The sequence below is a fragment of the Methanothermobacter sp. KEPCO 2 genome (assembly GCF_041228365.1).
In the GTDB taxonomy this organism is placed as follows: domain Archaea; phylum Methanobacteriota; class Methanobacteria; order Methanobacteriales; family Methanothermobacteraceae; genus Methanothermobacter; species Methanothermobacter marburgensis.
The window spans coordinates 762,526-786,586 of sequence record NZ_CP166185.1 but is presented as its reverse complement, the minus strand read 5'-3'; the positions used below and the strand labels follow the sequence as shown (position 1 = coordinate 786,586).

Here is a 24,061-nt window from a genome sequence, read left to right as displayed (position 1 = left end):
TTCCCAATGGAGAAAAAAAGAGGGGTATTCTATTCGGTTTTTTTCTTCTTCGTTATTTCAATCATAATGTCCGGATTTTCATATGCGGATCCATACGTCGGTGGCATGCAGTTATCAACAACTCAGAATGGCACAGTTACCGGTGGTCTCTATGTGGATTCATACATTGGTACTAATGGCACTGCGAACGATAGCAGTCAGATGGCTGGACGGGCATATGTGGTCTATGATTTCAAATTACCTCAAAACGCCTCCGTGCGCAATGCAACCCTCTATGTTCTTGTATACTCTGGACACATGCAGGAGGCCAGAAATACAAGGGTCAATGTAACATACAATAACCGCAATTTGGATTATCAGGAACTTTACACCACATATACATACGCTGCAAATGGCGGAAACGATAATACGGCTATACTTGGGCCGGGTCATGAAAGGGATCCGTATCTCATGGTAAATGACCGTACAGTGAGAGTTACAAGTGATTATCTCATCTGGTATGATGTAACTGATATCACCGGATCCAGCAATAGGGTGCTGATTAACACCACGGGTTCCTATGATGGAAGGATAAAGTTGATAACCCTTGTGGCAGCCTATGATTTACCTGGAAGCACGGGATATGTTAGCTACTGGGTTAATGTGGGTCATGACGTGGATTCTTATTACAGTGAGGAGTACACAGGTTCAGCCACATTTAAATCAGCGATTACAGACCCAGATTATGCTGAGCTGGTGGTTGTGCATGCATCAAGCACGGACGGATCCTATAGATTCAATAACAGAAGACTCAGCGGGGGTCAGATTCAGGGAGACTACAGCGGGCTTAATCGCTGGAATGTGACAGACCTTGTAACACCTGGAAACAATGTTTTAATTTATGATAGGGCCGCTTCATTTTATAAGATTGTTATAGCCACCCTCGCTGTGAGGTACACCCCACAGGTGGACAACAGACCGGACCTCTGGATAAGGGGGAATATCGATGGGCCCATCTATTCAGGAATCCCGGTTACCCTTAAAATGACAGTCGGTAACAGCGGCGGATCATCAGCTGGGACTTTTCGTGTTCTTCTTGTGGATAATGGGGTTCCTGTGTCTTCTGTGGTTGTTTCGTCTCTTGGTGCTGGTTGTGTGGGTGATGTGGTGTTTAACTGGACTCCTGTGGGTGTGGGTGTTCACAGGCTTCAGGTGGTTGTTGATCCTGATAACAGTGTTGAAGAATTGAACGAAACAGACAACATGATCAACATTACCATCACTTCTGGAAGCCCACTTCCCAATCTCATTCCTCACTTAATGAAAGCATCAGTCACATCATTTGAGGTAAACAGGACCTATTCCCTTCTTTTAACCCTAAAAAATAATGGGGTACTTGTTTCGGGGACTTTTCGTGTTCTTCTTGTGGATAATGGGGTTCCTGTGTCTTCTGTGGTTGTTTCGTCTCTTGGTGCTGGTTGTGTGGGTGATGTGGTGTTTAACTGGACTCCTGTGGGTGTGGGTGTTCACAGGCTTCAGGTGGTTGTTGATCCTGATAACAGTGTTGAAGAATTGAACGAAACAGACAACACCTATGAAACATCATTCATGGTTAAAAAACCCGGTAAAATTCTTGTTTTGATAGTAACCGACGAGTCACAGGCACTCATCATGAATCAGGCGGTGCATGGCAATAATATACTTGGCTATCAGCCCATCGCTGAAAATGTTGTCATTCAGATAAGAAGTAACAGCCAGATTACAGGTATGAGTGAAAATGAACTCCTGAACCTGCTGTCATCGTGTGACATATTCATAGGGGGGTGGCTGAGTGACTCTGTATCATCAGCACTGCAGAGTATAATCACTGCCCATCCAGATGTGACCGGTAAAGCTGGCGGAATGTTTCTTATTCTTGAACCGGCAGTGTCATCAAATCCTTCCAATGTTAACCTCATGAGGTACTCGAATGTCCTTGGCACGTATATACTGGGCACATTTCCAGCAGACACCCTAATGGACTATTATATGAATACAAAGAGAGGAACGACCTATGAATCAGTACTTAACTATACCTTGCATTCGGGTTTTCCAGACGACTATAACAGGGCGGTGCTCTACAAGGACATACTCAACAGGAAAGCAGCCGAAAACATGATTCTCTGGGCCCTTAACAGGGTTGGTGTTCCAGATACTGGCTTCTGGAAGGAGCCATCATGGTGTGCATCCGCTGAATATGAATACGGTATCTACAGGGATGGATGGTATGGGAACCTGACACAGTATATGAGGGATCACTGGAGGGCGGATGCAGCTGGATGTATTGGTATAATTGAAAGTACCCTCTATGTGGGTAATCAGATGCTCCAGCCATACTACGCACTCATAGATGCATTTGAAGCCCTGAACCTCAATGTCATACCTGTAGTGGCAGCGGGCGCAACCCCTTCGCAGCTTGATGTCATGGTGAAATCATTTACAGATGCACCGGATACTGCCAGTTTCCTTGCATCACCAGGGAATTACACAGTATACGTTGATGCTGTGGTAAACCTCCTCGCATATGGACTTGGGGGAGAAGAGTTCACAAATGTCACCAAATTCTTCGAAGCCCTCAATGTCCCGGTATTCAAGGCAGTTCATTCTGATTACCTTACCCTCAGTGACTGGGAGCTTGGCACACTCGGTCTTGGACAGATCACAGGTGACAGATGGTGGCACATTGCAGTTCCAGAGGCGCAGGGAAACATGGACCCAGCACTTGTTGCAACAAAATCAGAACCGGTCACAGATCCCATTACCGGTCTGAGGTACAGCCTATATCAGGTGATAAATGAGAACATAAGGGATGTTACACTCACCGTGAGAAACTGGGTGATGCTTGGCAAACTCCCGGATTCTGAAAAAAGAGTTGCACTTATCTACTATAACTATCCACCAGGCAAAAATAATGTGGGATCCAGTTACCTTGATGTTCCCACAAGCATTCTGAATATACTCAGAATCCTTAAGGAGAACGGTTATTCTGTTGAGAACATTCCCTCCGGCACAGCAGAACTCCTCAAACTTATACTTGAGAGGGGTATAAACGTCGCCTCCTGGGCACAAGGGGAGGTTGAGAGGCTTGCAAATACCCCTGGTGCTGTGCTCTACCCTGTAAGTGAATACATGGCATGGTTCTCATCACTGGATAACATGACAAGGGTCCAGGTTGTTGAGGGCCCTGTGGGTTACATAGGTGAACTATGCAGGAGGGCTGTTAATCTTGGATGCTATGATATGGACTCACGCATCGACTCATGGTACCAGAGTATGATGGCCCTTTTACCGGATAACCAGACTCTGAGGGCAGTCTCCCTCCTTGATAATATTGTGGCGGTTCTCAGAAATTACGTCAGAACAGGGAACATTTCATACTATAGTCAGTTCCTCTCACTTAAGAGGCAGTGGTTTGCACTGAACATCAGTGGCCTCTGTGGCTGGGGCGATGCCCCAGGAAATGTGATGACAGTAACAAGAAATGGCACAGAGTACTTTGTGATCCCTGGTATATGGTTCGGAAACATATTCATATGTCCTGAACCACAGAGGGGATGGGAGGGGGATATCTCCAAACTCTACCACAGCATGGTTGTCGCACCACCACACCAGTACCTTGCAGTTTACAGGTATATCCAGGAGAACGTCAATGCGATGGTACACATGGGGCGCCATGCAACCTACGAGTGGCTCCCTGGAAAGGAGGTCCTCCTTGCAACCTATGACTTCCCGGAGGTTGTTGAAGGCAACATACCCCAGATATATTATTACATTGTCGACGGACTTGCTGAGGGTATTCAGGCAAAAAGAAGGGGGTCAGCGGTTATAATAGACCACCTAACACCCCCAATGGTATTCACAGCTCTTTATGGGGGTTATGGGGCACTCGCAACCCTCATCCAGCAATATGATGGGGCAACGGAGGATCAGAGATCAGAGATCATCAACAGGATTCACGATATCATAAGGGAGAATAAGCTTCAGAACATCATTGAAACATACCTGGGGATCTCAATAGCAAATCTTAGAGATGAGGAGCTTGTATCCAGACTTGAAGCCTATCTTGAGGGTCTTCAGAGCACTCTCTACCCTCACGGTCTACATGCGATAGGGGAAAACTGGACCAGTGAGGAGGTGGCGATGCTTGTCACATCGATCCTGTCTGTACCATTCAGTGTATCACCAACCATCGAGACAAGTCTCCATGATGAGGTGGCACTTCTCCTCTATGGAAAACCCTACAGTAATCTCACAGCATCTCAGAGGAGCTCTGTTCAGGATAAATGCGTGTCCATAATCAGAGGTATTATAAATTCGGGCCTTAATGCGACCATTAGATCCATCACAGCAACGCCCAGTGACAGATTGGTCGCTGTACTTCAGAAGGCAGTTCATTACATTGACGCAATACATGAAAGCACTGAAAATGAGGTTAAGGCCCTTCTAGAGGCACTTGATGCTAGATTCATTGATCCGGGTCCCGGGGCTGATCCGGTGAGCAATCCGGATGTTCTGCCAACGGGCAGGAACTTCTTCCAGGATCAGGCAGCTGAGATCCCAACAGTGGCTGCATGGGAGTATGGTAAGACCCTTGCACTTCTCCTTCTTCAGAGCATAAACGATACAACCGAGAAGGTCGCTGTGGGTATATGGTGCGTTGAAACTGCACGTGACGATGGGGCCCTTATTTCAATGGTTCTCTACCTTCTGGGAATGGAGCCCCGGTGGTCAGACAGTCCCAGTGCCGGTGTTGGCGGCCAGAAACTAAAGGAGATGCCAGCGTACGTTGAGCTTAAGGACCTTGTGAGACCCGATGGATGGACTAAAAGGAGAATCGATGTGGTTATAGTAACAAGCGGACTTTTCCGTGACCTTTACAGCAGGCAGGCTGGACTCCTTGATAAGGCTTTCAGGACAGCCCTTGCAAGGTCCTACTACACAGTGCTGAGTAACCCCCTCCTTCAGAGGAAATATGGAAGTAGCCTCCAGGATGCACTTGATGCTGTGCTCCAGCCCATAGGGTTCTATGGACTTGGCAGTGAACCCCTTGATGAAAATTACGTGGCAAAGCACTGGGTTGAGGACTTTGAATACTACATTTCACTTAACTTCACCCCACGAGAGGCAGGGGAATGGGCAATATCAAGGATATTCGCTCCACCTGAGAATGACTATGGTGCAGGCATATCCAAATCAGCCGAGTTAAGCTGGACTTGGGAGAACAGAACTAAGCTCGCGGACTTTTACCTTAACCGTATGGGCAACATCTATTCTTCAACCAGGTGGGGAACATCAAACCCCGCAGTATTCAGAAGGGCGCTTCAGGGAATATCACAGGTATTCACAAGTAGAAACACGAATCTCTATGGTGTGCTGGATAATGATGACTTCTTTGATTACTGGGGAGGTCTCTCGATGGCCCTTGAGAGGGTAAATGGATATGCACCCTCAATGTATGTGCTCAACTATGCCACAAGATCAAATCCAGGGGTCCTATCACTTGAGAGCTACATGGCGAGGGAGATGGCTTCACGCTACTACAACCCTGAATGGATCAGGGGCATGATGAATGAGGGTTACAGCGGCGCCAGATACATGTCAAGAAAGTTCATAAGTAACCTCTGGGGATGGCAGGTGACAAGACCAGGCTCAGTTTCTGAGTGGATGTGGGAGACCGCATATGATGTTTACATCAGGGATAAGTATGGTGTTGGAGTTTCAAAGTGGCTTTCAACAGGCGATAGGGCCTATGCCATGATCAGCATAACAGGGACAATGCTGACGGCCATACACAGCGGCTACTGGCATGCAGATGAGAAGACGGTCAGGGACATTGCCACCAGATGGGCCTCTTCAATTGCAGAGTATGGTGTTGCCTGCTGTGATTGCAGCTGCGGTAACATCGCAATGATGGAGTGGGCCATGCAGTACCTCAACCCGGATCTACTTGCGAGGGTTAAATCAAGGTTATATGCCGCCACAATGAATGCAGCATTTGCACCAGCTGAAAACCCCTCAGGGGGTGATGAGCACGGTTCAACCCCTGGAAGTAACCCTCAGACTGACAACAGTGGCAGTAGCATCTCAGAGAACTCAGTAACTCAAGCTGAAGGTCCGGGGGCTCATGGAGGATCACAGGATGCTAGTTCAGGATCAGATGCATCCTCTCCAGGTTCAGAAGGCCCTGGAAAATCGTATGAAATCCATGAAAGGGGAAATCGGTCGTATCAGGCCACAGGACTTCCACTTTATGCTATTTTGGGTGTTCTGGTCCTCGTAGCCCTTGTCGGGGCGGGCTATTTCATGGGACTCAGAAGGAAACCCTACTGAAACCCGATTCATTTCTTGCTAACTTACAGTCGCATCTTCTTTATATCTTTCTATAGCGAAGTGATGTTGTGCAAATCTATTTTAGGGAAAGATCAGATTAAAATGGGGAGGTCCTATGTACACTAAGAGTATGGAAAGGTATGTCCAGAGGATAGGGTACAATGTGAACCGCTTCAGGGGTAACCTTCTCCTTCTGAAGGGCGGGAAGAATCCTGAGGAACTCAAAGACGAATTCATGGATATAGAGCGTTCCTTAAGTGAAATATTCGATGAGATAAGGTTCGAGGTTCCGGATGCAGGACTTGAGGGTGTGCACAGCAAGATCCTCAGGGCTGCGGGAATTTACCGGGATTCCCTGAGGGAGTTCCTGATGTTCTATGACGATGGTGACGATGACCATTTTGTCCATGCAGGTCTCATGATAAACGAGGCCAATGAGCTCCTCAATGAGGCAGCTTCAATGAGGGGTGTCTAGCCAACAGTTTTCTTTGGCTACTCTATCTTGTATTCGAGGCGGTACATGTACATCAGGTGTGTGGCCTGCAGTTTTCTCTAGCTTCTGGCTATGAACCTCATGTATATGAACTCCACGAGGTGCCCGTAGATCCAGGGTACCAGGATGAACATGATGACCCCGAGGGCAGCTGTGAGTATTCCCAGCAGCCACTCAGGGTATTGTTCCGGCCTCCAGGTTCCTATGATATAGGTGAGGGTGTTCAGCATACCACCGGCAACGGCCATTATGAGTCCGGCCACCCAGTACCTTCCGAAGTCCTCAGCCATTGAATTCCTCCAGAATTTAATTTAAACATCAGCGTATCTGGTTCCTTGGAATGAATTTAAGTGCCGCTGAGTTCATACAGTAACGCTTACCTGTTGGTTGGGGGCCGTCATCAAAGACGTGGCCAAGGTGGGCGCCGCACCTTGCGCAGAGGACCTCACAGCGCACCATTCCAAGGCTCCGGTCCTCCCTGAACTCCACATTGTACTCTGATATGGTGTCATAGAAGCTTGGCCATCCGGTGCCTGAATCAAATTTGGTTTCTGAGTCGAAAAGATCCGTACCGCAGCATACGCAGCGGTATATACCGTCACCATGGAACTCATGGTATTTACCTGTGAATGGGGGTTCTGTGCCTCCACACCGTGCAACACGGAAGGAATCGGGGTCGAGTATCTCCCGCCACTCCTCAACGGTTAACTGGATTTTTTCAACCATCTCAACCTTTCCACTTGCAGCGGAAAATATGGGGATTTTTTCACTCATGACTGGAAGTATGTTCTTAAATGTATATTAGATTATATGGGGATGGATATTTTTCACTCATAACTGGAATTATCCTCTGAACATTTTTTCTGATATTTCCCTGGATTCAGGTAATCTCAGTTTTCATAGCCCATGGTCCTTCCACTTTCATATTTAAAAATCATGGTAAAAAACCATTAAGATCATGATTAATTGGTAAAATACCAAAAAGCTTATAAATCATATAGTATAATTCCAAGTTAACATGGTTAAATGGAGGTGATAGCATGGATATGGATGATGATGGTTCGGGCGGTATTCACTCTCAGTGGGCCGGGTTCTGTATCATGCTATCATCAGCGAGGTAGTGATGCATAACCTCCTAGAGGATTCCATACCTGTTTCACGGTTTAAAGAATGAAGGCCCTCTGATTCTGAATACAAAGTCATAGAAGAGATTTTTCAACCCAGATATTTTTTAGATGACCTCTTATCCAGCGATAGCTATCTTCAAGGGGGCTGGATCATGATAAAAAGAAATGAAAGGATGGACTCAAAGAATTCAAGGTTACTTAAATACTCCTCAATGGATGTAAATGAACTCCTCAAATCATTAAAATCATCCCCCGAGGGAATAGAAGAGAATGAAGCCAGAAAAAGGCTTGAAAGATACGGTAGAAATGAGGTTTCACATGAAAAACCCCTAAAATGGTACTCACACCTTTTAAGATCCTTTATAAACCCATTTATAGGTATACTGGTTGCAATTGGCCTGATATCACTGGTAACTGATGTTATAATGGCTTCAGAACCCGACTTCAAGGTGGTGATAGTTGTAACCACAATGGTACTTATAAGCGGGATACTCAGGTTCTCCCAGGAGTACCGCTCCACACTGGAGGCGGAAAACCTGAAAAAAATGGTTAAAACCACTGCAACCGTCATCAGAAGGGACAGCGGAAGACGGGAGGTGGAGTTCTCAGAACTTGTACCCGGAGACCTCATACACCTCTCAGCAGGGGATATGGTCCCTGCTGATGTGCGGATAATATCAGCAAAGGACCTCTTTGTAAGCCAGTCAGTACTCACAGGTGAATCTGAGCCGGTGGAGAAGTTCCATGTAACCGCTGAAGCCACTGAGAACATATTTGAACTGGAAAACATCTGTTTCATGGGCACAAACGTTGTGAGTGGAAGTGCACTGGCAGTTGTAATCTTCATAGGTGACAGTACACAGTTTGGCACAATAGTGAAGGACATATCAGGGAGAAGACCGGTTACAAGTTTCGAGAAGGGGGTTAACAGTGTAAGCTGGCTCCTCATAAGATTCATGGTTTTCATGGTCCCGTTGGTTTTCCTCATAAATGGGATAACAAAGGGCGACTGGGTGGAGGCCCTTCTCTTTGCAGTCTCAATTGCGGTGGGACTGACACCTGAAATGCTCCCCATGATCGTTACCACGAACCTTGCAAGGGGGGCAATGGCCATGGCCCGCAAGAAAACCATCGTAAAGAGGATAGAGTCAATACAGAACTTTGGGGCAATGGATGTTCTCTGCACAGACAAAACAGGCACACTGACCCTTGACAGGGTTGTGCTTGAACTCCATCTGGACATCCATGGAAGGGAGGATGAGAGGGTACTCAGGTACGGCTACCTCAACAGCAGCTACCAGACAGGGCTGAAGAACCTCATGGATGAGGCAATAATAGAATTTGGGGATGAAAGGGGATTCAATGAAATCAGGAAGAATTTCACAAAGATCGATGAGATCCCCTTTGACTTCTCAAGGCGCAGGATGTCAGTTATACTGAGTGATGGCGATGATATCCTCATGGTGACAAAGGGCGCAGTTGAGGAAATGCTCGAGATATGCTCAGCTGCAAGGTACAATGGAGAAATCGTGGATCTAACCAGGGAGATAAAGGATGAGGTTCAGGAGAACGTCACAAAACTCAACATGGATGGATTCAGGGTCCTGGCAGTTGCAGAGAAGAGGGGGCTTCCACCAAAGGACAACTTCACCGTGGATGACGAGGAGGAAATGGTCCTGGTCGGATACCTGGCCTTCCTTGATCCACCCAAGGAGTCAGCCAGCAAGGCCATAGAGGCCCTGAGGAAACATGGAGTTGAGGTTAAGATAATAACAGGTGACAACGAACACGTCACAGGAAACATATGCAGGAGGGTTGGCATCGAATATGACAGGGTGCTGTTTGGCCATGAGATAGAGGATATGACCCTGGAAGAGATATCTGAGGCAGCAGAGGATACAGCAATATTTGCAAAGGTATCACCGCTTCAGAAGGCAAAGATAATAAGAGCCCTTAAGATGAAGCACACCGTGGGTTTCCTGGGTGACGGTATAAATGATTCACCGGCCCTGAGGGAGGCCGATGTGGGTATATCAGTTGACAGCGCAGTTGACGTTGCAAAGGAATCCGCTGACATCATCCTACTTGAGAAGAGCCTCATGGTACTTGAGAGGGGGGTCCTTGAGGGAAGGAGGACCTTCGGGAACATAATGAAGTACATAAAGATGACCGCAAGCTCAAACTTTGGAAACGTTTTCAGTGTACTTGTTGCCAGTGCCTTCCTCCCATTCCTCCCAATGATGCCGGTGATGCTCCTCCTACAGAATCTGCTCTATGACATCTCACAGATATCCATACCATGGGATGGAATGGACCCTGAGTTCCTTAAGGTTCCAAGGAAATGGGATGCCAGTGACCTTGGAAGATTCATGATTCTCATAGGCCCCATCAGCTCCATATTCGACATAGTGACATACCTTGTCATGTGGTTCGTGTTCTCAGCAAATACGGTGCCAGAGCAGGCACTGTTCCAGTCTGGCTGGTTCATTGAGGGCCTCCTCTCACAGACACTCATAGTTCACATGATAAGGACAGAGAAGATACCATTCATCCAGAGCAGGGCTGCAACTCCGGTGATGGTCTTAACGGCCCTCATAATGGTGACCGGGATAATTGTCCCATTCACGGTCATAGGCTCATCCATAGGTATGGTGCCCCTTCCAGGAGAATACTTCATGTGGCTTGTGCTTATACTCACCGGCTATGCGGTGCTCACCCAGGTCCTCAAGAGGGTCTACATAGGAAGGTATGGTAAATGGCTGTGATCATCACAGCCACCTTATTTTTTTCTAGGAGCATTTCTTTTTTTTAAAGCACACGGAGAAAGGAGAAGGTATATAAAACAGTAGGATGATAGTATGCACTGGATTATTTTATGGTAAAAGGAGAGTCTGGTTGGAAATGGATGACCTGGATTTTGCAATACTCCAATGCCTCATGAGGAATTCCCGGATAACGATATCAAGGATGTCTGAGGAGATAGGGGCCCCTGATGCCACGGTATCAAACAGATTGAAAAAACTGGAGGGGGAGGTTATAAAACGCTACACCATGATACCTGACTGGCAGAAGGTGGGCCTCGGTATAACGGCCATTATAATCATACAGACAGAGTCCGAGAAACACGAGGATGTTAAGATCAGTCTCTCAGAACTCGATGAGGTCTCAGAGGTTTACAGCGTATCAGGTGAATACGATCTCCTGATAAAGGTCTGGGGCTCAGATATAGGGGAGCTCAATGACATCATAAATGATAAGATAAGGCACATCGATGGCGTGGAGGACCTCACCGAGATGATAGTAATGGAAAGAATAAAAGAGGATGTCCCAAAAATTTCAAAAATCTAATTCAGGCAAATTCAATGGTACTTGGTGGCTTATCACTCACAGAAAGCGCCACATGTGTAACCTCAGGTATTTCGGAGGTTATACGCTTTGATATCCTCTTCACAAGGTCCCAGGGGAGTTCAGGGACACTGGCGGTCATTGCATCAAGGGATTCAACCATCCTTATGACCACGAGGTAGCCGAAGTCCCTCACATCACCCTTGACACCGGTCACCATGGTGTCTGTAAGCACAGCAAAGTACTGCCAGAGGCTCTCATGGAGTCCGCTTTCAAGGACCTCCTCCTCCACGATGGCGTTGGCCCTCCTGCATATCTCTATTTTCTCCCTGGTTATTTCACCCACGATCCTCACTGCAAGTCCAGGCCCAGGGAATGGCTGCCTCTGGATCATCTCACGGGGAAGGCCGAGTTCAAGGCCAATTTCCCGCACCTCATCCTTGTACAGTTCCCTTATGGGTTCCACTATCTCAAGTACCAGTCCATGGGGGAGTGCAACGTTGTGGTGGGATTTTATCTTACCCTCGCTCTCGATCCAGTCGGGGGCTATGGTACCCTGCACCAGGTACCTTGCACCTATCTCCTCTGCCACCCGTTCAAAGACCTCAATGAAGACCCTTCCGATTATCTTACGTTTCTCCTCAGGGTCTGTTACACCCTCAAGTTCCCCCAGGAACTCTTCTGATGCATCAATGTAGCGGAAGTTAAGCCTCTCACTGAAGGTCTTCTTCACGTATTCTGCCTCACCCTCCCTGAGGAGTCCATGGTCAACGAAGACCGCTGTCAGGTTATCACCTATGGCCTTACCTGCAAGTACAGAGGCCACGGAACTGTCAACTCCTCCTGAGAGTGCTATTATTGCCTTTTCATCACCCACGGTATTTCTTATCTCTTCAACAGCTTCCTCAATAAAATCAGATGGATTCAGCATTAATATCACCGGATAAAAATGATTGGTTAATTATTTGTGCGGCTCCTATTTAATGTTAAGGTCAGCCTTTCCATGAAACCTTACTCTTGGACTGACGTTGAGGTCTGCCATGAAATGAATTCTCTTAGAGGTTCTTACAGACCTCATGGAAGTTCTCAAAGACCCTGTGACCATCCTGTGTATGGTGGACCTCAGGGTGGAACTGTATACCGTATACTGGCCTCTCATGGTGTTTCATGGCCTCCACCTCACATATGCTTGAGGTTGCAAGCACATCGAAGTCCTCGGGGAGCCTCTTAACCTCATCCTTGTGGGAGGCCCATACGCTCATCCTGGGGCCCAGGCCCCTGAATATGTCGTCCTCGTCCAGTATCTCCAGTTCTATCTGGGCGTAGCTCTCTGCCTCGGCGGTTGCAACCTCTCCCCCATATGCAAGGGCTATGAGCTGGTGGCCCAGGCAGATACCCAGTATCGGGATATCGAGTTTCTGGATGTATTCAACACAGTTACCTGCCATCTCAAGTGATGGGCCGCCGCCGAGTATGAGGCCATCTGGTTCCATTGAGATTATCTCATCCAGTGGTGTTGTGTTGGGCACGAGACTGGATGGTATCTGGAGATACCGGAGTGTCCTGTGTATTCTGTGGTTGTACTGGCCGTGATTGTTGATGATGAGTATCATAAACATTCTCCCTGTCTGATTCTGAAAATCTATTTATATTTCATTGGATAATTAAATATTATGGAGGCCATGGATATAATTTACATTCTGGTTGCACTTGTACTTGCGGTTGTGGCATTCTATGTTCTTGTCTGGCTGCTGCCGGTTATAGTGGTTCTTATAATCGCCTATGTGATATATGTCTTCCTCAGAGAGGGAAGATGACACCGGAGGGGTGCATATAGCCGTCCCTGATTTTCAGGATATAATGTTACCCCTCCTGAGGCTGGCAGGTGAGGGAGAGCAGAGTTTAAATGGGGCAATGGAAAAACTTGCAGAGGAGTTCCAGTTATCCCCGGACGATTTAAACGAACTCATGCCAAGTGGCTCCCCAAAGTTCAGAAGCAGGGTTTCCTGGGCCAAGACATACCTCAAGAAGGCGGGTCTCCTTGAATCAAGGAAAAGGGGATTTTTTAATATCACAGAGCGTGGACTGGAGGTTCTCAAAGAGGATCCATCCGTCATTGACGTTGATTTTCTGATGCAGTTCCCTGAATTTGCAGAGTTTCGCGAAGGATCAGGGAAACCAAGAAAGACCCGTAAAAAGCGTCGAAAAAGAGCCGGTTCGAGGAGGGAGAGACTCACCCCCGAGGAGAGACTTGAAAGGGCCTATGATGAACTCAGGAAGGGTCTTGCAGCAGAAATCCTGGATATCGTCAGGAACAGTTCACCAGAATTCTTTGAACGACTTGTTGTGGATCTACTTGTGAGGATGGGGTACGGCGGCTCCAGGGAGGATGCAGGAAGTGCCATTGGCAGGCAGGGCGATGGTGGCGTCGATGGAATAATAAAGGAGGACAGGCTCGGCCTTGACGTTATCTACATACAGGCAAAGCGCTGGAACAGTTCAGTGTCCCGTCCCGAGATCCAGAAATTTGTGGGTGCACTGCAGGGTAAGAGGGCAGGAAAGGGTATATTCATAACTACATCGAATTTCACGGAAGGTGCAAGGGAATATGTCTCCAAAATTGACAGCAGGATAGTGCTAATTGATGGTATGCAGATGGCGAACTTCATGATTGAACATGGTGTGGGTGTAACCGAGGTGGCTTCCTATTCTGTTAAAAAGATTGATAATGATTATTTTTCTGAATGATATAGGTCCAAAAGGAATTTAATTCTTAGAGTCTCTGTATTTCACTGTAGGCGTAGGTTGCTGCAATCGCACCCTCTGCACATGCCGTTACCCACTGGTTCAGGCCCCCTGTGATATCCCCTGCAGCGTATACAAGGGGGATGTTTGTCCTCTGTCTTTTATCTGTTATGATGTAGCCACCATCATCCACCTCAACACCCAGTTCAACTGCTAGCTGATTGAGGGGCTCTTCACCTATCGATATGAATATCCCATCAACCTTCAGGGCCTCATCCTCGCCTGTTACACGGTTGTGTATTGTGACCTCCTCAACCCTCTCATCACCCCTTATCTCGGTTACAACAGAGTTCCATATCACAGGGATGCCCATTTCCTTCAGCTTGTCCTGGAGGTACCTGTCAGCCCTCAGCTCATCTCTCCTGTGGACTATGCTGACGTCACAGCCTATGTTTTTGAGGAACACTGCCTCCTGGGCTGCGCTGTTTCCTCCACCAACCATGAGGACCTTCCTTCCCTTGTAGAGTGGGCCGTCACAGGTTGCACAGTAACAAACACCCCTCCCAAGGAGGTCGTTCTCCCCTGGCACACCCAGCTGCCTGTGTTTGCTCCCTGTTGCAAAGATCAGTGCAGAGGCTGTGTAGGTGTCCCTTGAGGTTCGGACTGTGAATATGTCATCCTTTTCTATCTCCTTCACTTCCTCCATTTCCCTGAGTTCAGCAACCTTGGTTGCCTGTTTCTTCATTTTTGTGACGAGGCTCATCCCGGCTATCATCTCAAATCCAGGGTAATTCTCCATCATGGGGACCTCAAGGCCCAGTCCACCTGCAGGTCCCTTATCAAGCATTAGGACACGGCTTCCCTGCCTTCCACCGTAGATGCCTGCTGTTAGTCCTGCGGGGCCAGCCCCTATAACTATTATATCGTAATCAGTCATCATACCACCTTCACGGTTTATCTTGGTTTTTGGTTGAGATAAAGATTTCAGTAAAATGGTTCATGAATGCATCCATGAAGCCTGCACTAAACTCTACTCTAATAATTTTCAGTAAATGACTTATTGAGGCATCTCCGTGGGTTCCACAATAAATTTCAGCTCCCGGGTTTCAGTAATTACTTACCAGAAAGAGTATGCGGAGTTCACAGGACTAAGGCGTTTAAATTGCATTAAAAAGTAGGTGGGCCATGCTTTTTAGAAACTAAAAAAAATTTGAAAGTTGGGGTTTTTAGAGTCTTTCGCGGATTTTTGAGTTCAGTATCCTGTTTACAACCTTACCATCGGCTCTACCACGCAGCCTACCCATGGCCTGACCCATCAGGGGCCCCATTGCACCCATACCCCTCTCCTGGATCATTTCGTGGTTGAGTTCAATGATCTCATCTATCACAGCCTCAACCTCATCCTCTGTGAGGAGCAGGAGGTCCAGTTTCTCTGCAGCCTCCCCTGCTGTTAGACCATCATCGGCCATGCAGGCAACTATGTCCCTGAGGGCATCCTTTGACACCTTACCCTCCTCAAGGAGTCTGATGACGTCTCTGAGTTCCTCAATGCCAATACTGTCCATATCATGGCCCTCCCTTCCAAGTTCCCTGAGGGTGTAGGCGAGGAGTGATGCTATCACGGTCACATCAACCCTGAACTCTGCGAGGGCCTCGAATTCCTCAACAAGGTTCCTCTTAACGAGCTGGGATGCAAGGTCCTCACTGAGACCGTACTCTTCTATGAGCCTCTCCCTCTTCTCTGATGGAAGTTCAGGGAGGTTCTTTCGGATCTCTTCGATGAATTCCTCTTCTATGCTGAAGAGCGGTATGTCTGTTTCAAGGTACATCCTGCTTGAGGTTGGAAGTGGCCTGAGGTACTGGGTGTTTCCGTCGGGAAGGGCCTTCCTGGTCTCCTCTGGCACACCATCAATGGCCATCCAGGCACGTTTGATGACCTCCCTGAGGGCATTCTCTGCTGTATCCCTAGCATGGGCCACGATGACCACAGCATCATCCTCTGAAGCGTCAACAGCATCCCTGAGGGCTTCAACCTCCTCGGGGGTTATGCCGTAGGCTGGGAGTTCATCGGTGTGGAATATCCCCTTAACGCCCCTCTTCTTTGCATAATCAGCCATCTCTGTACCTAAACGTCTTCCTGGCTGTATTTCAGTTCCTATCAGTCCATGGAAGCCCCTTAGTTTAACAGCGAGCACTGACTCTGCCGAGGATATTATCTTTGACTCAGTATCCCCGAAGACCTCTGAGACATCAACCAGATCCTCCTCAACCGAGGCGCCCCTCTCCCTGAGGGTGTTTCTTATCTCAACAAGTTTCAGCTGCCTTCTGACCTCCCTCTCAACTATCTCGGGGATGAGGTCAAGGTCCTGGACACCCTTCACCTCGACCCTGGCCCCCTCACGTATGGATATGTTGAGGTCCTGCCTTATGGTCCCGAGGCCCCTCTTAACGCGGGTGCTCCTGAGCACCTGGCCTATCTGGTATGCGACGTCCCTGAGCTGCTGGGGGTCACTGATGGAGGGGTCTGTGGTTATCTCAACGAGGGGTATGCCCAGGCGGTCCAGTCGGAATACAACACCATCCTCTGTCTCCCTGATCCTCCTTGCTGCGTCCTCCTCAAGGCAGAGGTTCTCTATTTTAACAGTCCCCTGTGGTGTTTCAAGGTGACCGTCGGTTGCAACAAGGCCCGTCCTCTGGAAGCCCCCGGTGTTGCTGCCATCAATGACCTGCTTTCTCATGGTGTGGAATTCATCCACAACCCTCATGTTGAGGAGGAGTGCGATTGTAACTGCAAGTTCAAGGGCCTCCCTGTTGAGGGGGTGGGGTGGCTCCTCATCTGCCTCAACCAGGCATGTTTCATCATCGTAGTTCTCGTAGTGGAAGTGAAGTTTTCTCATGGCCTCCTCAAAGGCTGCCCTGTCAAATTTCCCGAGTTCGCTCTGGGTTGGCCTTAGGTTCCTAACTATGTCGTGGTCAGGTTCTGAGTCAATGAGTTCTGTTCTGCAGGGGCAGAAGAGTTTGCTCTCTGTATCAAGCTGCTGGTGTATCTCGAGGCCCATTTTAAGTCCTATCTCATCCCAGTTCATCTGATCAACCCCTGAAGTATGCTATTGATGTCCTATCCTTGATTTCTCCTGCAATGTTATCCATCATCATTTCACGCACCCCTCCTGGTTCAGATGTCTGTCCCAGGATCCAGCACATCTTGACGTAGGCGACCTCCGGGAGCATATCTGCGCAGGGTATGACACCCGCCTGGAGGAGCCTCCTTCCTGTGCTGTAGACGTTCATGTTGACCCTTCCGTTGAGGCACTGGGATGTCATGGCAACAGGGACCCCCATATCATGGGCCTCCCTGAGTACCGGTATCAGTGTGTCGGGGCAGTGCCCGAGGCCTGTACCCTCCATGACCAGTCCCCTGTAGCCCCTCTCTAGGTGCCATTCTATGATATCAGGGGACATACCAGGGTAGCTCTTTATGAGGGCAACCCTCTCCTCAACCCTGTCACGGAGTTCCAGTTCAGCTGAACCCCTCTTCCTGTAGTCAGCGTCAAGTATTTTGATGCTCCCTGGTGTTACCTCTGCGAGGGGGAGGGCATTTATGCTCCTGAAGGTGTCCCTCCTTGAGGTGTGCATCTTCCTCACCTTCACCCCCCTGTGGAGGTGGCAGGTGAGGTCATCCATGGTTGCATGCATGCAGACCGTGACCTCAGCTATATCAGAGGTGGCGGCCCTCACCGAGCACTGTATGTTGAGGCTTGCATCTGATGATGGCCTGTCTGAACTCCTCTGGGCTCCTGTAAGAACTATAGGGACTGGAGTTTTGAGCATGAAGCTGAGGGCGGCGGATGTGTAGTGCATGGTGTCGGTTCCATGTGCAACAACAACGCCATCTGCACCATCATCTATCTCCCGGTATACGGCCCTTGCGGTTTCAACCCAGTATTCGGGTTTCATGTTCTCACTGAGAATGTTGAGGACGGCCTTACCCCTTATGTTTGCCATGTCCAGGAGTTCGGGGTTTGCCCGGAGAAGGTCATCTGCGGTGAAGGCGGGGTGCACTGCCCCTGTACGGTAGTCTATTATTGACGCAACGGTGCCTCCCGTTGATATTATGGACACATCTGGCAGGTTGGGGTCCTCACTCACATCAACAGGGGGTAGCTCTATTTTTGGCTCTGAACCCCTCTTGATGAGCTCTATTTTCGCTTCACTTATTTCAACCCCAATGTTGTATCCGTTTTTGAGTTTCAGGACGATGTGCCTGTCGTCTGCATCATCTGCACGGTCCAGCACCATACCCTCATAGGTCACATCGGGTTTCTCCACCCTAACGGTGTCCCCCACATCTATGGAGGCTGATTCAAGGAATCTCCTGGCTGATCCACGGTATGACATTAAAATTCCCCCTCAAGGTTCTTTCTGGCCCACTCTGCCCCGGCCTCCAGTATTTTGAGGTTGATGTCTATGATCTTATCCTTACCAGAGAAGGTGAACCTTATGGCCTCCCTGAAGGATTCCTCATCGAGGCCTGTGATTCCAAGGGCCATCATAACACCCAGCATGGCGGTGTTGGCAGCTCTCCCTGTACCGTGTTCCTTTGCTATTTCAAGGGCAGGTACACCTATGGCCCTGACATTATCCTTTTTCCTGAAATCTGCGGTTGCAGTGTCGTAGAGGACAATACCACCCTCCCTGACATCACCTGCAAATTCATCTATGGATGGCTGGTTGAAGGCCACGAGGATATCTGGCGTGTCAACCGCCGGTGACCCCACCCTTTCACCGGATATAACCACTCCGCAGCTGGATGTACCACCCCTCTGTTCGGGTCCATAGGCAGGATACCATGATGTGTGTCTTCCCTCACTGCAGGCTGCCTGTGCCAGTGTCAGTCCCATACTGAGGACTCCCTGACCACCGAAACCCGCAATCTTAACCCTTACCTCCTTGAATTCCGGGTCATCCACAGGGTCTGGAACCGAGTCCTCCTTTATCTGGAATATGCGGTCCAGGCTCTCCCTTGAGAAGTCACTCTCTGACCTTATGAGGGGTTCTGTCTCGGATGAGCGGTCCCTGAAGTTCTTCACAGGGAATTCCCTTTCCATTTCCTCCTTCAGGAACCTTTCGGCACCCTCTGCGTCCTGTCTGAGGTTTGTGGGGCATGGGGATAGTACCTCAACGAATGCGTAGCCCTTCCCATCCCTCTGGATTTCAAGGGCTCTTTTAACAGCCCTTTTAGCCTTCCTTATGCTCTTTGGGTCTGCAAGGGAGACCCTCTCTATGAAAACCGGGGCCTGGAGGTTGTCGAGGAGTTCACACATATGTAGTGGGTAACCTGCATATTGGGGGTCCCTCCCACCGGGACATGTGACTGTCACTTCACCTATGAGGGTTGTTGGCGCCATCTGACCGCCTGTCATACCGTAGACGGTGTTGTTGACAAAGAAGACCGCCATTTTCTCACCACGGTTCGCGGCCTGTATCGTCTCATTGAGTCCAATGGATGCGAGGTCCCCGTCGCCCTGGTAGAGTATGACCACGGCATCGTCCTCTGCACGTGATATCCCTGTCCCCACTGCAGGGGCCCTTCCATGGGCCACCTGGACGTTTCCGCAGTCAAAGTAGTAGTAGGCGAACACCGCACAGCCAACCGGGCTTATCATTACTGAACGCTCCTGTATACCCAGTTCATCAATGGCCTCGCCTATGAGTTTGTGGAGTATTCCATGGCCGCAGCCTGCACAGTAGTGTGTGGCTGTGGGTGCACTTCCACCCTTCCTCTCGAACACATCGTGGAGTGAATCTGGTTTCCTGATCACCTTTTTAGTCATTGGATTCCCCCGCGGTTTCTCTGATTTTCCTGAGGATGTCCCTCAGTTCTATGAGGTTTCCACCCATTCTGTTTACTAGTTCAACATCCCTGCAGCCGGAGGCCATCCTTATATCCTCCTTCATCTGGCCGCTGCTCATCTCAACCGATATGAAGGTGCAGCCGCCCTCTGCAAGTTCCCTGATTCTTTCTGATGGGAATGGGAATAGCGTTATGGGCCTCAGAAGTCCCACATTTATGCCATCTGCCCTTGCTGTGTCAACCGCGCTCTTCGCAACCCTGCTGCTTATACCATACGCCACGAGTACAATGTCAGCATCCTCAACCATGTATTCCTCGTATCTCACCTCATTCTCCTCCACCGCCGCGTATTTCTCCTGGAGGTAGAAGTTGAACTCCTCGAGTTCATCGAAGTCAAGGAATATGGAGGTTACGAGGTTCTTCATGGTTTTCCTGTTGCCGCAGACGGCCCAGGATGTGTCCGGGCTGTGTTCCACGGCCCTTTCAGGGAAGCGGAGGGGTTCTGCCATCTGCCCCAGGACGGCATCTGCAAGTATTATAACTGGGTTCCTGTATTTGTCTGCCAGTTCAAAGGCCTCCATTGTGAGGTCGCACATCTCCTGTACACTGTTGGGTGCAAGGACGATGTTCCTGTAGTTTCCATGTCCACCACCCTTCACCAGCTGGTTGTAGTCTGCCTGCTCGGGCCCGATGTTCCCGAGTCCAGGACCGGCCCTCATGACATCCACGATGACCGCAGGAAGCTCAGCACCTGCAAGGAAGGATATTCCCTCCTGTTTGAGGCTCATACCTGGCCCTGAGGATGCTGTCATGACTCTGTGGCCTGCTGCGGCTGCACCGTAGACCATGTTTATGGCTGCCTCCTCTGATTCTGCCTGCACAAACTTCCTTCCCACCATGGGGAAGTACCTTGAGGCCTCGTGGAGTATCTCACTTGCTGGTGTTATCGGGTAGCCGAAGTAGCAGTCGCAGCCAGCATACATGGCCCCTATTATCACGGCGGTGTTACCCTTAACCATCTGTGTCGCCATCTTCACACCTCTCTATGTGGACCTCTATTGCGTTGATCTCGGGGCAGGTGTAGTAGCAGTTCCCGCAGCCATTGCATCCCTCTCCACGGTACTCAACGTAGTGGTAGCCCCTCTCGTTGATCTTATTGCTCATGTAAAGCACTTTCCTGGGGCATGCGATTATGCACCGCTCGCATGCCTTGCATTCGACCCTGTTTATTACCGGGTAGGCCTTCTTCATTGGTTTTCACCGTCTCCTTCAAGGTCATGCTGTCTGATCTCAACACGCCTTATCTTACCGCTTATTGTCTTTGGCAGTTCATCAACAAATTCAACTATCCTGGGGTACTTGTAGGGTGCGGTCACCCTTTTCACGTGATCCTGTATCTCCTTCTTCAGTTCCTCTGATGGTTCATATCCCCTTGCAAGCACCACGGTTGCCTTGACAACCTGTCCCCTTATGGGGTCAGGGTAGCCTGTAACTGCGCATTCAAGGACCGATGGGTGGGATATGATGGCGCTTTCAACCTCAAAGGGCCCTATACGGTAACCTGAGCTCTTGATTATGTCGTCGGTTCTACCGACGAACCACATGTATCCGTCCTCGTCCATCCAGGCTGTATCGCCGGTGTGGTAGTAACCGCCGTACCATACCTCCGATGTCTTCTCGGGGTTCCTGTAGTAGCCGTTGAAGAGCCCTATCGGTTTACCATCCTCTGTTTTTATGACTATCTCGCCCTCTTCACCCACATCCACAGGGTCGCCGTTCCTGTCCACAAGTTCAACCTGGTATCCTGGTGATGGTTTGCCCATTGAGCCGGGCTTTGGCTCCATCCAGGGGAAGTTTGCTATGCACACAACGCACTCTGTCTGGCCGAAGCCCTCCATGAGCTCAAGGCCTGTGTGCTCCTTGAACCTCTCAAAGACCTCGGGGTTGAGGGGTTCCCCCGCTGTCACCGCGTATTCTATGCCTGATAGGTCGTAGCGTGAGAGGTCCTCCTTTATGAGGAACCTGTATATGGTTGGAGGGGCGCAGAAGGTTGTTATGTCATACTTTTCAAGCTTCTCAAGCATCTTCTCGGGGTCAAAGCGATCATAATCGTAGACAAAGACGGCGCTTCCAGCTATCCACTGTCCATAGATCTGCCCCCACATGGCCTTGGCCCAGCCTGTGTCTGCGACCGTGTAGTGGAGGCCGTCCTCCCTGACGTTCTGCCAGTACTTTGCGGTTATTATGTGGCCGAGTGGATAGGTGTGGTCGTGCTCTATCATCTTGGGCATACCTGTTGTACCTGATGAGAAGTACACAAGCAGCGTATCCTCTCCACCGGGGCGGTCTTCAGGGACCTGGAAGTCCCCCGGGATATCACTGAGTTCCTTCCTGAGGTTTATCCATCCTTCCCTTTCCAGGTCACCGACGATGACCCTTTTAACGTCTACCCCAAGTTCATCAATGGCACTGTCAAATACATCAGGCACTCCGTCCTCTGCTATGCAGACAACCATCTTTATATCGGCTTCCCTTATACGGTAGATGATGTCCTTCTCCTTGAGCATGTGTGTGGCTGGTATTGCAATGGCGCCTATTTTGTGAAGTCCCAGGAGGGAGTACCAGAAGTCGTACCTTGCCTTTAGGGTCAGCATGACAGTGTCACCCTTCTCTATACCCTCCCTGGTGAAGAAACTGGCCGCCCTGTCTGAGAGTTCCCTGAGTTCACCGAAGGTTATCCTCCTTTCATCTTCACTGTCGTTGCACCAGACGATGGCTGTCTTGTCGGGTTCAATCTCTGCGTAGCGGTCAACCACGTCGTATGCAAAGTTGAAGTTTTCAGGTATCTTTATCTGGAAATTATCACGGAAATCCTCGTAGGAGTCAAATTCAACACGGTTAACGAATTCATGTATGAGAGCAGTCATTGGCACACCTCTACATTATTATTGCAAGGAATCTGGCCCTTTTACCGTCCAGGGCCTCCATGGCATGTTCATATGATGAGTCAAAGAATATGGAGTCCCCCTCATTCAGTATTATCTCATTGTCGTGTATGTAGAACCTTATGCGCCCCTCCAGGACGTAGTTGAATTCCTGTCCTGGGTGGCTGTTGGTCTTTGGTTTTCCGTCCCGGGGCTCCACTGTGACTATGAATGGTTCGGCCTTCTTGTGTATGAACTTCTCTGCCAGGTTCTCGTAGCGGTACTGTTTTCTCCTCTCAACCTCCACCCCCTTGCCCTTGCGGGTGACGGTGAAGATGTGCATCCTTGTCTCCTCACCTGTGAGCAGAAGTCCCATGTCAACGCCCATCTTATGGGCTATCTCAAAGAGTATGCTTGCCGGGATGTCCTCCTCTCCGGTCTCATAGCGGCGGTAGGTTTCCACGTCAATGTTCAGGTAAGTGGCCATTTCATCTTCTGTGATTTCTGAGAGTTCCCTCAGTTCCCTTACACGGGAACCAATCTCCTTACTTTTCTCTTTCATGGTTACACCTCATCAGTGCCAGAAAAAAATAATAATGATTATTAATGATAAATGTCTTCTGCCTTAAATACATTTCTCCTCCTTTAATGATTTAAGTTACACATAATAAAAATATATTGAAAGGAGGTCTTTTCATGGAGATAAAGACGGTCAGAATAGAGCCCCAGGAGGACCTGAACCTGATACTCGGGCAGAGCCACTTCATAAAGACTGTTGAGGACATATATGAGGCCATTGTGAACACGGTTCCCCAGGCAAAATTTGGGGTTGCATTTGCCGAGGCATCAGGGGACTGCCTTGTGAGGCATGCCGGAAATGATGAGGAACTTGAGGAGCTTGCAGCAGAGACCATGCTTGAAATTGGGGCAGGACACTCTTTCATAGTGTTCCTCAGGGAAGCATTCCCCATAAACGTGCTGCAGCGGATAAAGGATGTACCTGAGGTTGTTAACATCTACTGTGCCACCGCAAACCCTGTTGAGGTCATCATTGCCGAGACAGAGCAGGGGAGGGGGATCCTGGGGGTCATAGATGGCAGCAGACCTGAGGGTATAGAGGATGAGGAGGACATCGCCGAGAGAAAGAGGTTCCTCCGCCTTATCGGATACAAGTTTTAAGGGAGCCACATAATCAGGGAGGGCCAAAATTATATTAAACACCCCG

The 24,061-nt window shown here is 49.1% G+C and carries 19 protein-coding genes; 7 read left to right on the top strand and 12 right to left on the bottom strand.

From position 1 onward, the window contains the following. Positions 1-6 precede the first annotated feature (6 nt). Positions 7-6,348, top strand: a complete 6,342-nt coding sequence (locus AB9H23_RS04150; RefSeq protein ID WP_370005739.1) for a cobaltochelatase subunit CobN — start codon at positions 7-9, stop codon at positions 6,346-6,348. Positions 6,349-6,463: 115 nt separating this feature from the next. Beyond that, a complete protein-coding gene (locus AB9H23_RS04145; RefSeq protein ID WP_370005736.1) occupies positions 6,464-6,823 on the top strand; it encodes a hypothetical protein in 360 nt (119 codons plus the stop codon). A gap of 77 nt (positions 6,824-6,900) precedes the next feature. Here the strand turns inward: AB9H23_RS04145 and AB9H23_RS04140 are convergent, their stop codons facing one another. Together AB9H23_RS04140 and msrB are read right to left on the bottom strand one after the other, a co-directional pair. Continuing rightward, positions 6,901-7,131, bottom strand: a complete 231-nt coding sequence (locus tag AB9H23_RS04140; RefSeq protein WP_370005734.1) for a hypothetical protein — start codon at positions 7,129-7,131, stop codon at positions 6,901-6,903. A gap of 28 nt (positions 7,132-7,159) precedes the next feature. Then, entirely contained in the window at positions 7,160-7,615 is a 456-nt protein-coding gene (msrB, locus tag AB9H23_RS04135; RefSeq protein ID WP_370005731.1) for a peptide-methionine (R)-S-oxide reductase MsrB, read from the bottom strand. A gap of 505 nt (positions 7,616-8,120) precedes the next feature. Here msrB and mgtA point away from each other — a divergent pair. Next, positions 8,121-10,733, top strand: coding sequence for a magnesium-translocating P-type ATPase (gene mgtA / locus AB9H23_RS04130; RefSeq protein ID WP_370005728.1), 2,613 nt, complete (start codon positions 8,121-8,123; stop codon positions 10,731-10,733). Between the two features lie 136 nt (positions 10,734-10,869). Continuing rightward, a complete protein-coding gene (locus tag AB9H23_RS04125) occupies positions 10,870-11,316 on the top strand; it encodes an Lrp/AsnC family transcriptional regulator (RefSeq protein WP_370005939.1) in 447 nt (148 codons plus the stop codon). Between the two features lies 1 nt (position 11,317). Here the strand turns inward: AB9H23_RS04125 and guaA are convergent, their stop codons facing one another. Continuing rightward, positions 11,318-12,244 (bottom strand): glutamine-hydrolyzing GMP synthase, encoded by a 927-nt coding sequence (gene guaA, locus AB9H23_RS04120; protein ID WP_321212101.1) that lies wholly within the window; start codon positions 12,242-12,244, stop codon positions 11,318-11,320. A gap of 124 nt (positions 12,245-12,368) precedes the next feature. Continuing rightward, positions 12,369-12,926 carry a GMP synthase subunit A gene (locus AB9H23_RS04115; RefSeq protein ID WP_321212100.1) on the bottom strand — a complete coding sequence of 186 codons (558 nt, stop codon included), beginning with the start codon at positions 12,924-12,926 and terminating at the stop codon, positions 12,369-12,371. Between the two features lie 69 nt (positions 12,927-12,995). Between AB9H23_RS04115 and AB9H23_RS04110 the strand changes: the two genes are divergently transcribed. Both AB9H23_RS04110 and AB9H23_RS04105 read left to right on the top strand, forming a co-directional pair. Beyond that, positions 12,996-13,130, top strand: coding sequence for a hypothetical protein (locus tag AB9H23_RS04110; RefSeq protein WP_370005723.1), 135 nt, complete (start codon positions 12,996-12,998; stop codon positions 13,128-13,130). Next, positions 13,105-14,061 carry a restriction endonuclease gene (locus AB9H23_RS04105; RefSeq protein ID WP_321212099.1) on the top strand — a complete coding sequence of 319 codons (957 nt, stop codon included), beginning with the start codon at positions 13,105-13,107 and terminating at the stop codon, positions 14,059-14,061. Before AB9H23_RS04110 ends, AB9H23_RS04105 begins: the two co-directional genes overlap by 26 nt. Positions 14,062-14,086: 25 nt before the next feature. On the opposite strand, the gene trxB is transcribed toward AB9H23_RS04105, so the two are convergent. The 8 genes from trxB to AB9H23_RS04065 form a co-directional block, all read right to left on the bottom strand. Next, entirely contained in the window at positions 14,087-14,995 is a 909-nt protein-coding gene (trxB, locus tag AB9H23_RS04100) for a thioredoxin-disulfide reductase (protein ID WP_370005720.1), read from the bottom strand. Between the two features lie 289 nt (positions 14,996-15,284). Further along, complete coding sequence (gatE, locus tag AB9H23_RS04095; RefSeq protein ID WP_370005717.1) at positions 15,285-17,144, bottom strand: Glu-tRNA(Gln) amidotransferase subunit GatE; 1,860 nt, start codon at positions 17,142-17,144, stop codon at positions 15,285-15,287. Positions 17,145-17,148: 4 nt separating this feature from the next. Further along, entirely contained in the window at positions 17,149-18,456 is a 1,308-nt protein-coding gene (gene gatD, locus AB9H23_RS04090; protein WP_370005715.1) for a Glu-tRNA(Gln) amidotransferase subunit GatD, read from the bottom strand. Continuing rightward, positions 18,456-19,892 carry a 2-oxoacid:acceptor oxidoreductase family protein gene (locus tag AB9H23_RS04085; protein WP_370005713.1) on the bottom strand — a complete coding sequence of 479 codons (1,437 nt, stop codon included), beginning with the start codon at positions 19,890-19,892 and terminating at the stop codon, positions 18,456-18,458. The genes gatD and AB9H23_RS04085 overlap by 1 nt, the downstream gene beginning before the upstream one ends. Further along, positions 19,885-20,943, bottom strand: a complete 1,059-nt coding sequence (gene vorB / locus AB9H23_RS04080) for a 3-methyl-2-oxobutanoate dehydrogenase subunit VorB (RefSeq protein ID WP_370005711.1) — start codon at positions 20,941-20,943, stop codon at positions 19,885-19,887. The genes AB9H23_RS04085 and vorB overlap by 8 nt, the downstream gene beginning before the upstream one ends. Further along, entirely contained in the window at positions 20,924-21,163 is a 240-nt protein-coding gene (gene vorC / locus AB9H23_RS04075) for a 3-methyl-2-oxobutanoate dehydrogenase subunit VorC (RefSeq protein WP_013295907.1), read from the bottom strand. Before vorC ends, vorB begins: the two co-directional genes overlap by 20 nt. Next, the gene (locus AB9H23_RS04070) at positions 21,160-22,839 is read right to left on the bottom strand and encodes an AMP-binding protein (protein ID WP_370005709.1); all 1,680 of its coding nucleotides are present in this window, start codon (positions 22,837-22,839) and stop codon (positions 21,160-21,162) included. The genes vorC and AB9H23_RS04070 overlap by 4 nt, the downstream gene beginning before the upstream one ends. 10 nt (positions 22,840-22,849) lie before the next feature. After that, positions 22,850-23,398 (bottom strand): XRE family transcriptional regulator, encoded by a 549-nt coding sequence (locus tag AB9H23_RS04065; protein WP_321212092.1) that lies wholly within the window; start codon positions 23,396-23,398, stop codon positions 22,850-22,852. A 134-nt stretch (positions 23,399-23,532) separates the two neighbouring features. Between AB9H23_RS04065 and AB9H23_RS04060 the strand changes: the two genes are divergently transcribed. Further along, on the top strand, positions 23,533-24,015 hold the full coding sequence (locus AB9H23_RS04060) for an adenosine-specific kinase (protein ID WP_370005707.1): 483 nt from the start codon (positions 23,533-23,535) through the stop codon (positions 24,013-24,015). The last annotated feature ends 46 nt before the right edge of the window (positions 24,016-24,061 follow it).

What these genes read in the sequence shown, in the direction of transcription:
- AB9H23_RS04150 (WP_370005739.1), top strand. Translation starts at nt 7, where the DNA reads ATGGAGAAAAAAAGAGGGGTATTCTATTCGGTTTTTTTCTTCTTCGTT.
- AB9H23_RS04145 (WP_370005736.1), top strand. Translation starts at nt 6,464, where the DNA reads ATGTACACTAAGAGTATGGAAAGGTATGTCCAGAGGATAGGGTACAAT.
- AB9H23_RS04140 (WP_370005734.1), bottom strand. Translation starts at nt 7,131, where the DNA reads ATGGCTGAGGACTTCGGAAGGTACTGGGTGGCCGGACTCATAATGGCC.
- msrB (WP_370005731.1), bottom strand. Translation starts at nt 7,615, where the DNA reads ATGAGTGAAAAAATCCCCATATTTTCCGCTGCAAGTGGAAAGGTTGAG.
- mgtA (WP_370005728.1), top strand. Translation starts at nt 8,121, where the DNA reads ATGATAAAAAGAAATGAAAGGATGGACTCAAAGAATTCAAGGTTACTT.
- AB9H23_RS04125 (WP_370005939.1), top strand. Translation starts at nt 10,870, where the DNA reads ATGGATGACCTGGATTTTGCAATACTCCAATGCCTCATGAGGAATTCC.
- guaA (WP_321212101.1), bottom strand. Translation starts at nt 12,244, where the DNA reads ATGCTGAATCCATCTGATTTTATTGAGGAAGCTGTTGAAGAGATAAGA.
- AB9H23_RS04115 (WP_321212100.1), bottom strand. Translation starts at nt 12,926, where the DNA reads ATGATACTCATCATCAACAATCACGGCCAGTACAACCACAGAATACAC.
- AB9H23_RS04110 (WP_370005723.1), top strand. Translation starts at nt 12,996, where the DNA reads ATGGATATAATTTACATTCTGGTTGCACTTGTACTTGCGGTTGTGGCA.
- AB9H23_RS04105 (WP_321212099.1), top strand. Translation starts at nt 13,105, where the DNA reads ATGTCTTCCTCAGAGAGGGAAGATGACACCGGAGGGGTGCATATAGCC.
- trxB (WP_370005720.1), bottom strand. Translation starts at nt 14,995, where the DNA reads ATGACTGATTACGATATAATAGTTATAGGGGCTGGCCCCGCAGGACTA.
- gatE (WP_370005717.1), bottom strand. Translation starts at nt 17,144, where the DNA reads ATGAACTGGGATGAGATAGGACTTAAAATGGGCCTCGAGATACACCAG.
- gatD (WP_370005715.1), bottom strand. Translation starts at nt 18,456, where the DNA reads ATGTCATACCGTGGATCAGCCAGGAGATTCCTTGAATCAGCCTCCATA.
- AB9H23_RS04085 (WP_370005713.1), bottom strand. Translation starts at nt 19,892, where the DNA reads ATGACTAAAAAGGTGATCAGGAAACCAGATTCACTCCACGATGTGTTC.
- vorB (WP_370005711.1), bottom strand. Translation starts at nt 20,943, where the DNA reads ATGGCGACACAGATGGTTAAGGGTAACACCGCCGTGATAATAGGGGCC.
- vorC (WP_013295907.1), bottom strand. Translation starts at nt 21,163, where the DNA reads ATGAAGAAGGCCTACCCGGTAATAAACAGGGTCGAATGCAAGGCATGC.
- AB9H23_RS04070 (WP_370005709.1), bottom strand. Translation starts at nt 22,839, where the DNA reads ATGACTGCTCTCATACATGAATTCGTTAACCGTGTTGAATTTGACTCC.
- AB9H23_RS04065 (WP_321212092.1), bottom strand. Translation starts at nt 23,398, where the DNA reads ATGAAAGAGAAAAGTAAGGAGATTGGTTCCCGTGTAAGGGAACTGAGG.
- AB9H23_RS04060 (WP_370005707.1), top strand. Translation starts at nt 23,533, where the DNA reads ATGGAGATAAAGACGGTCAGAATAGAGCCCCAGGAGGACCTGAACCTG.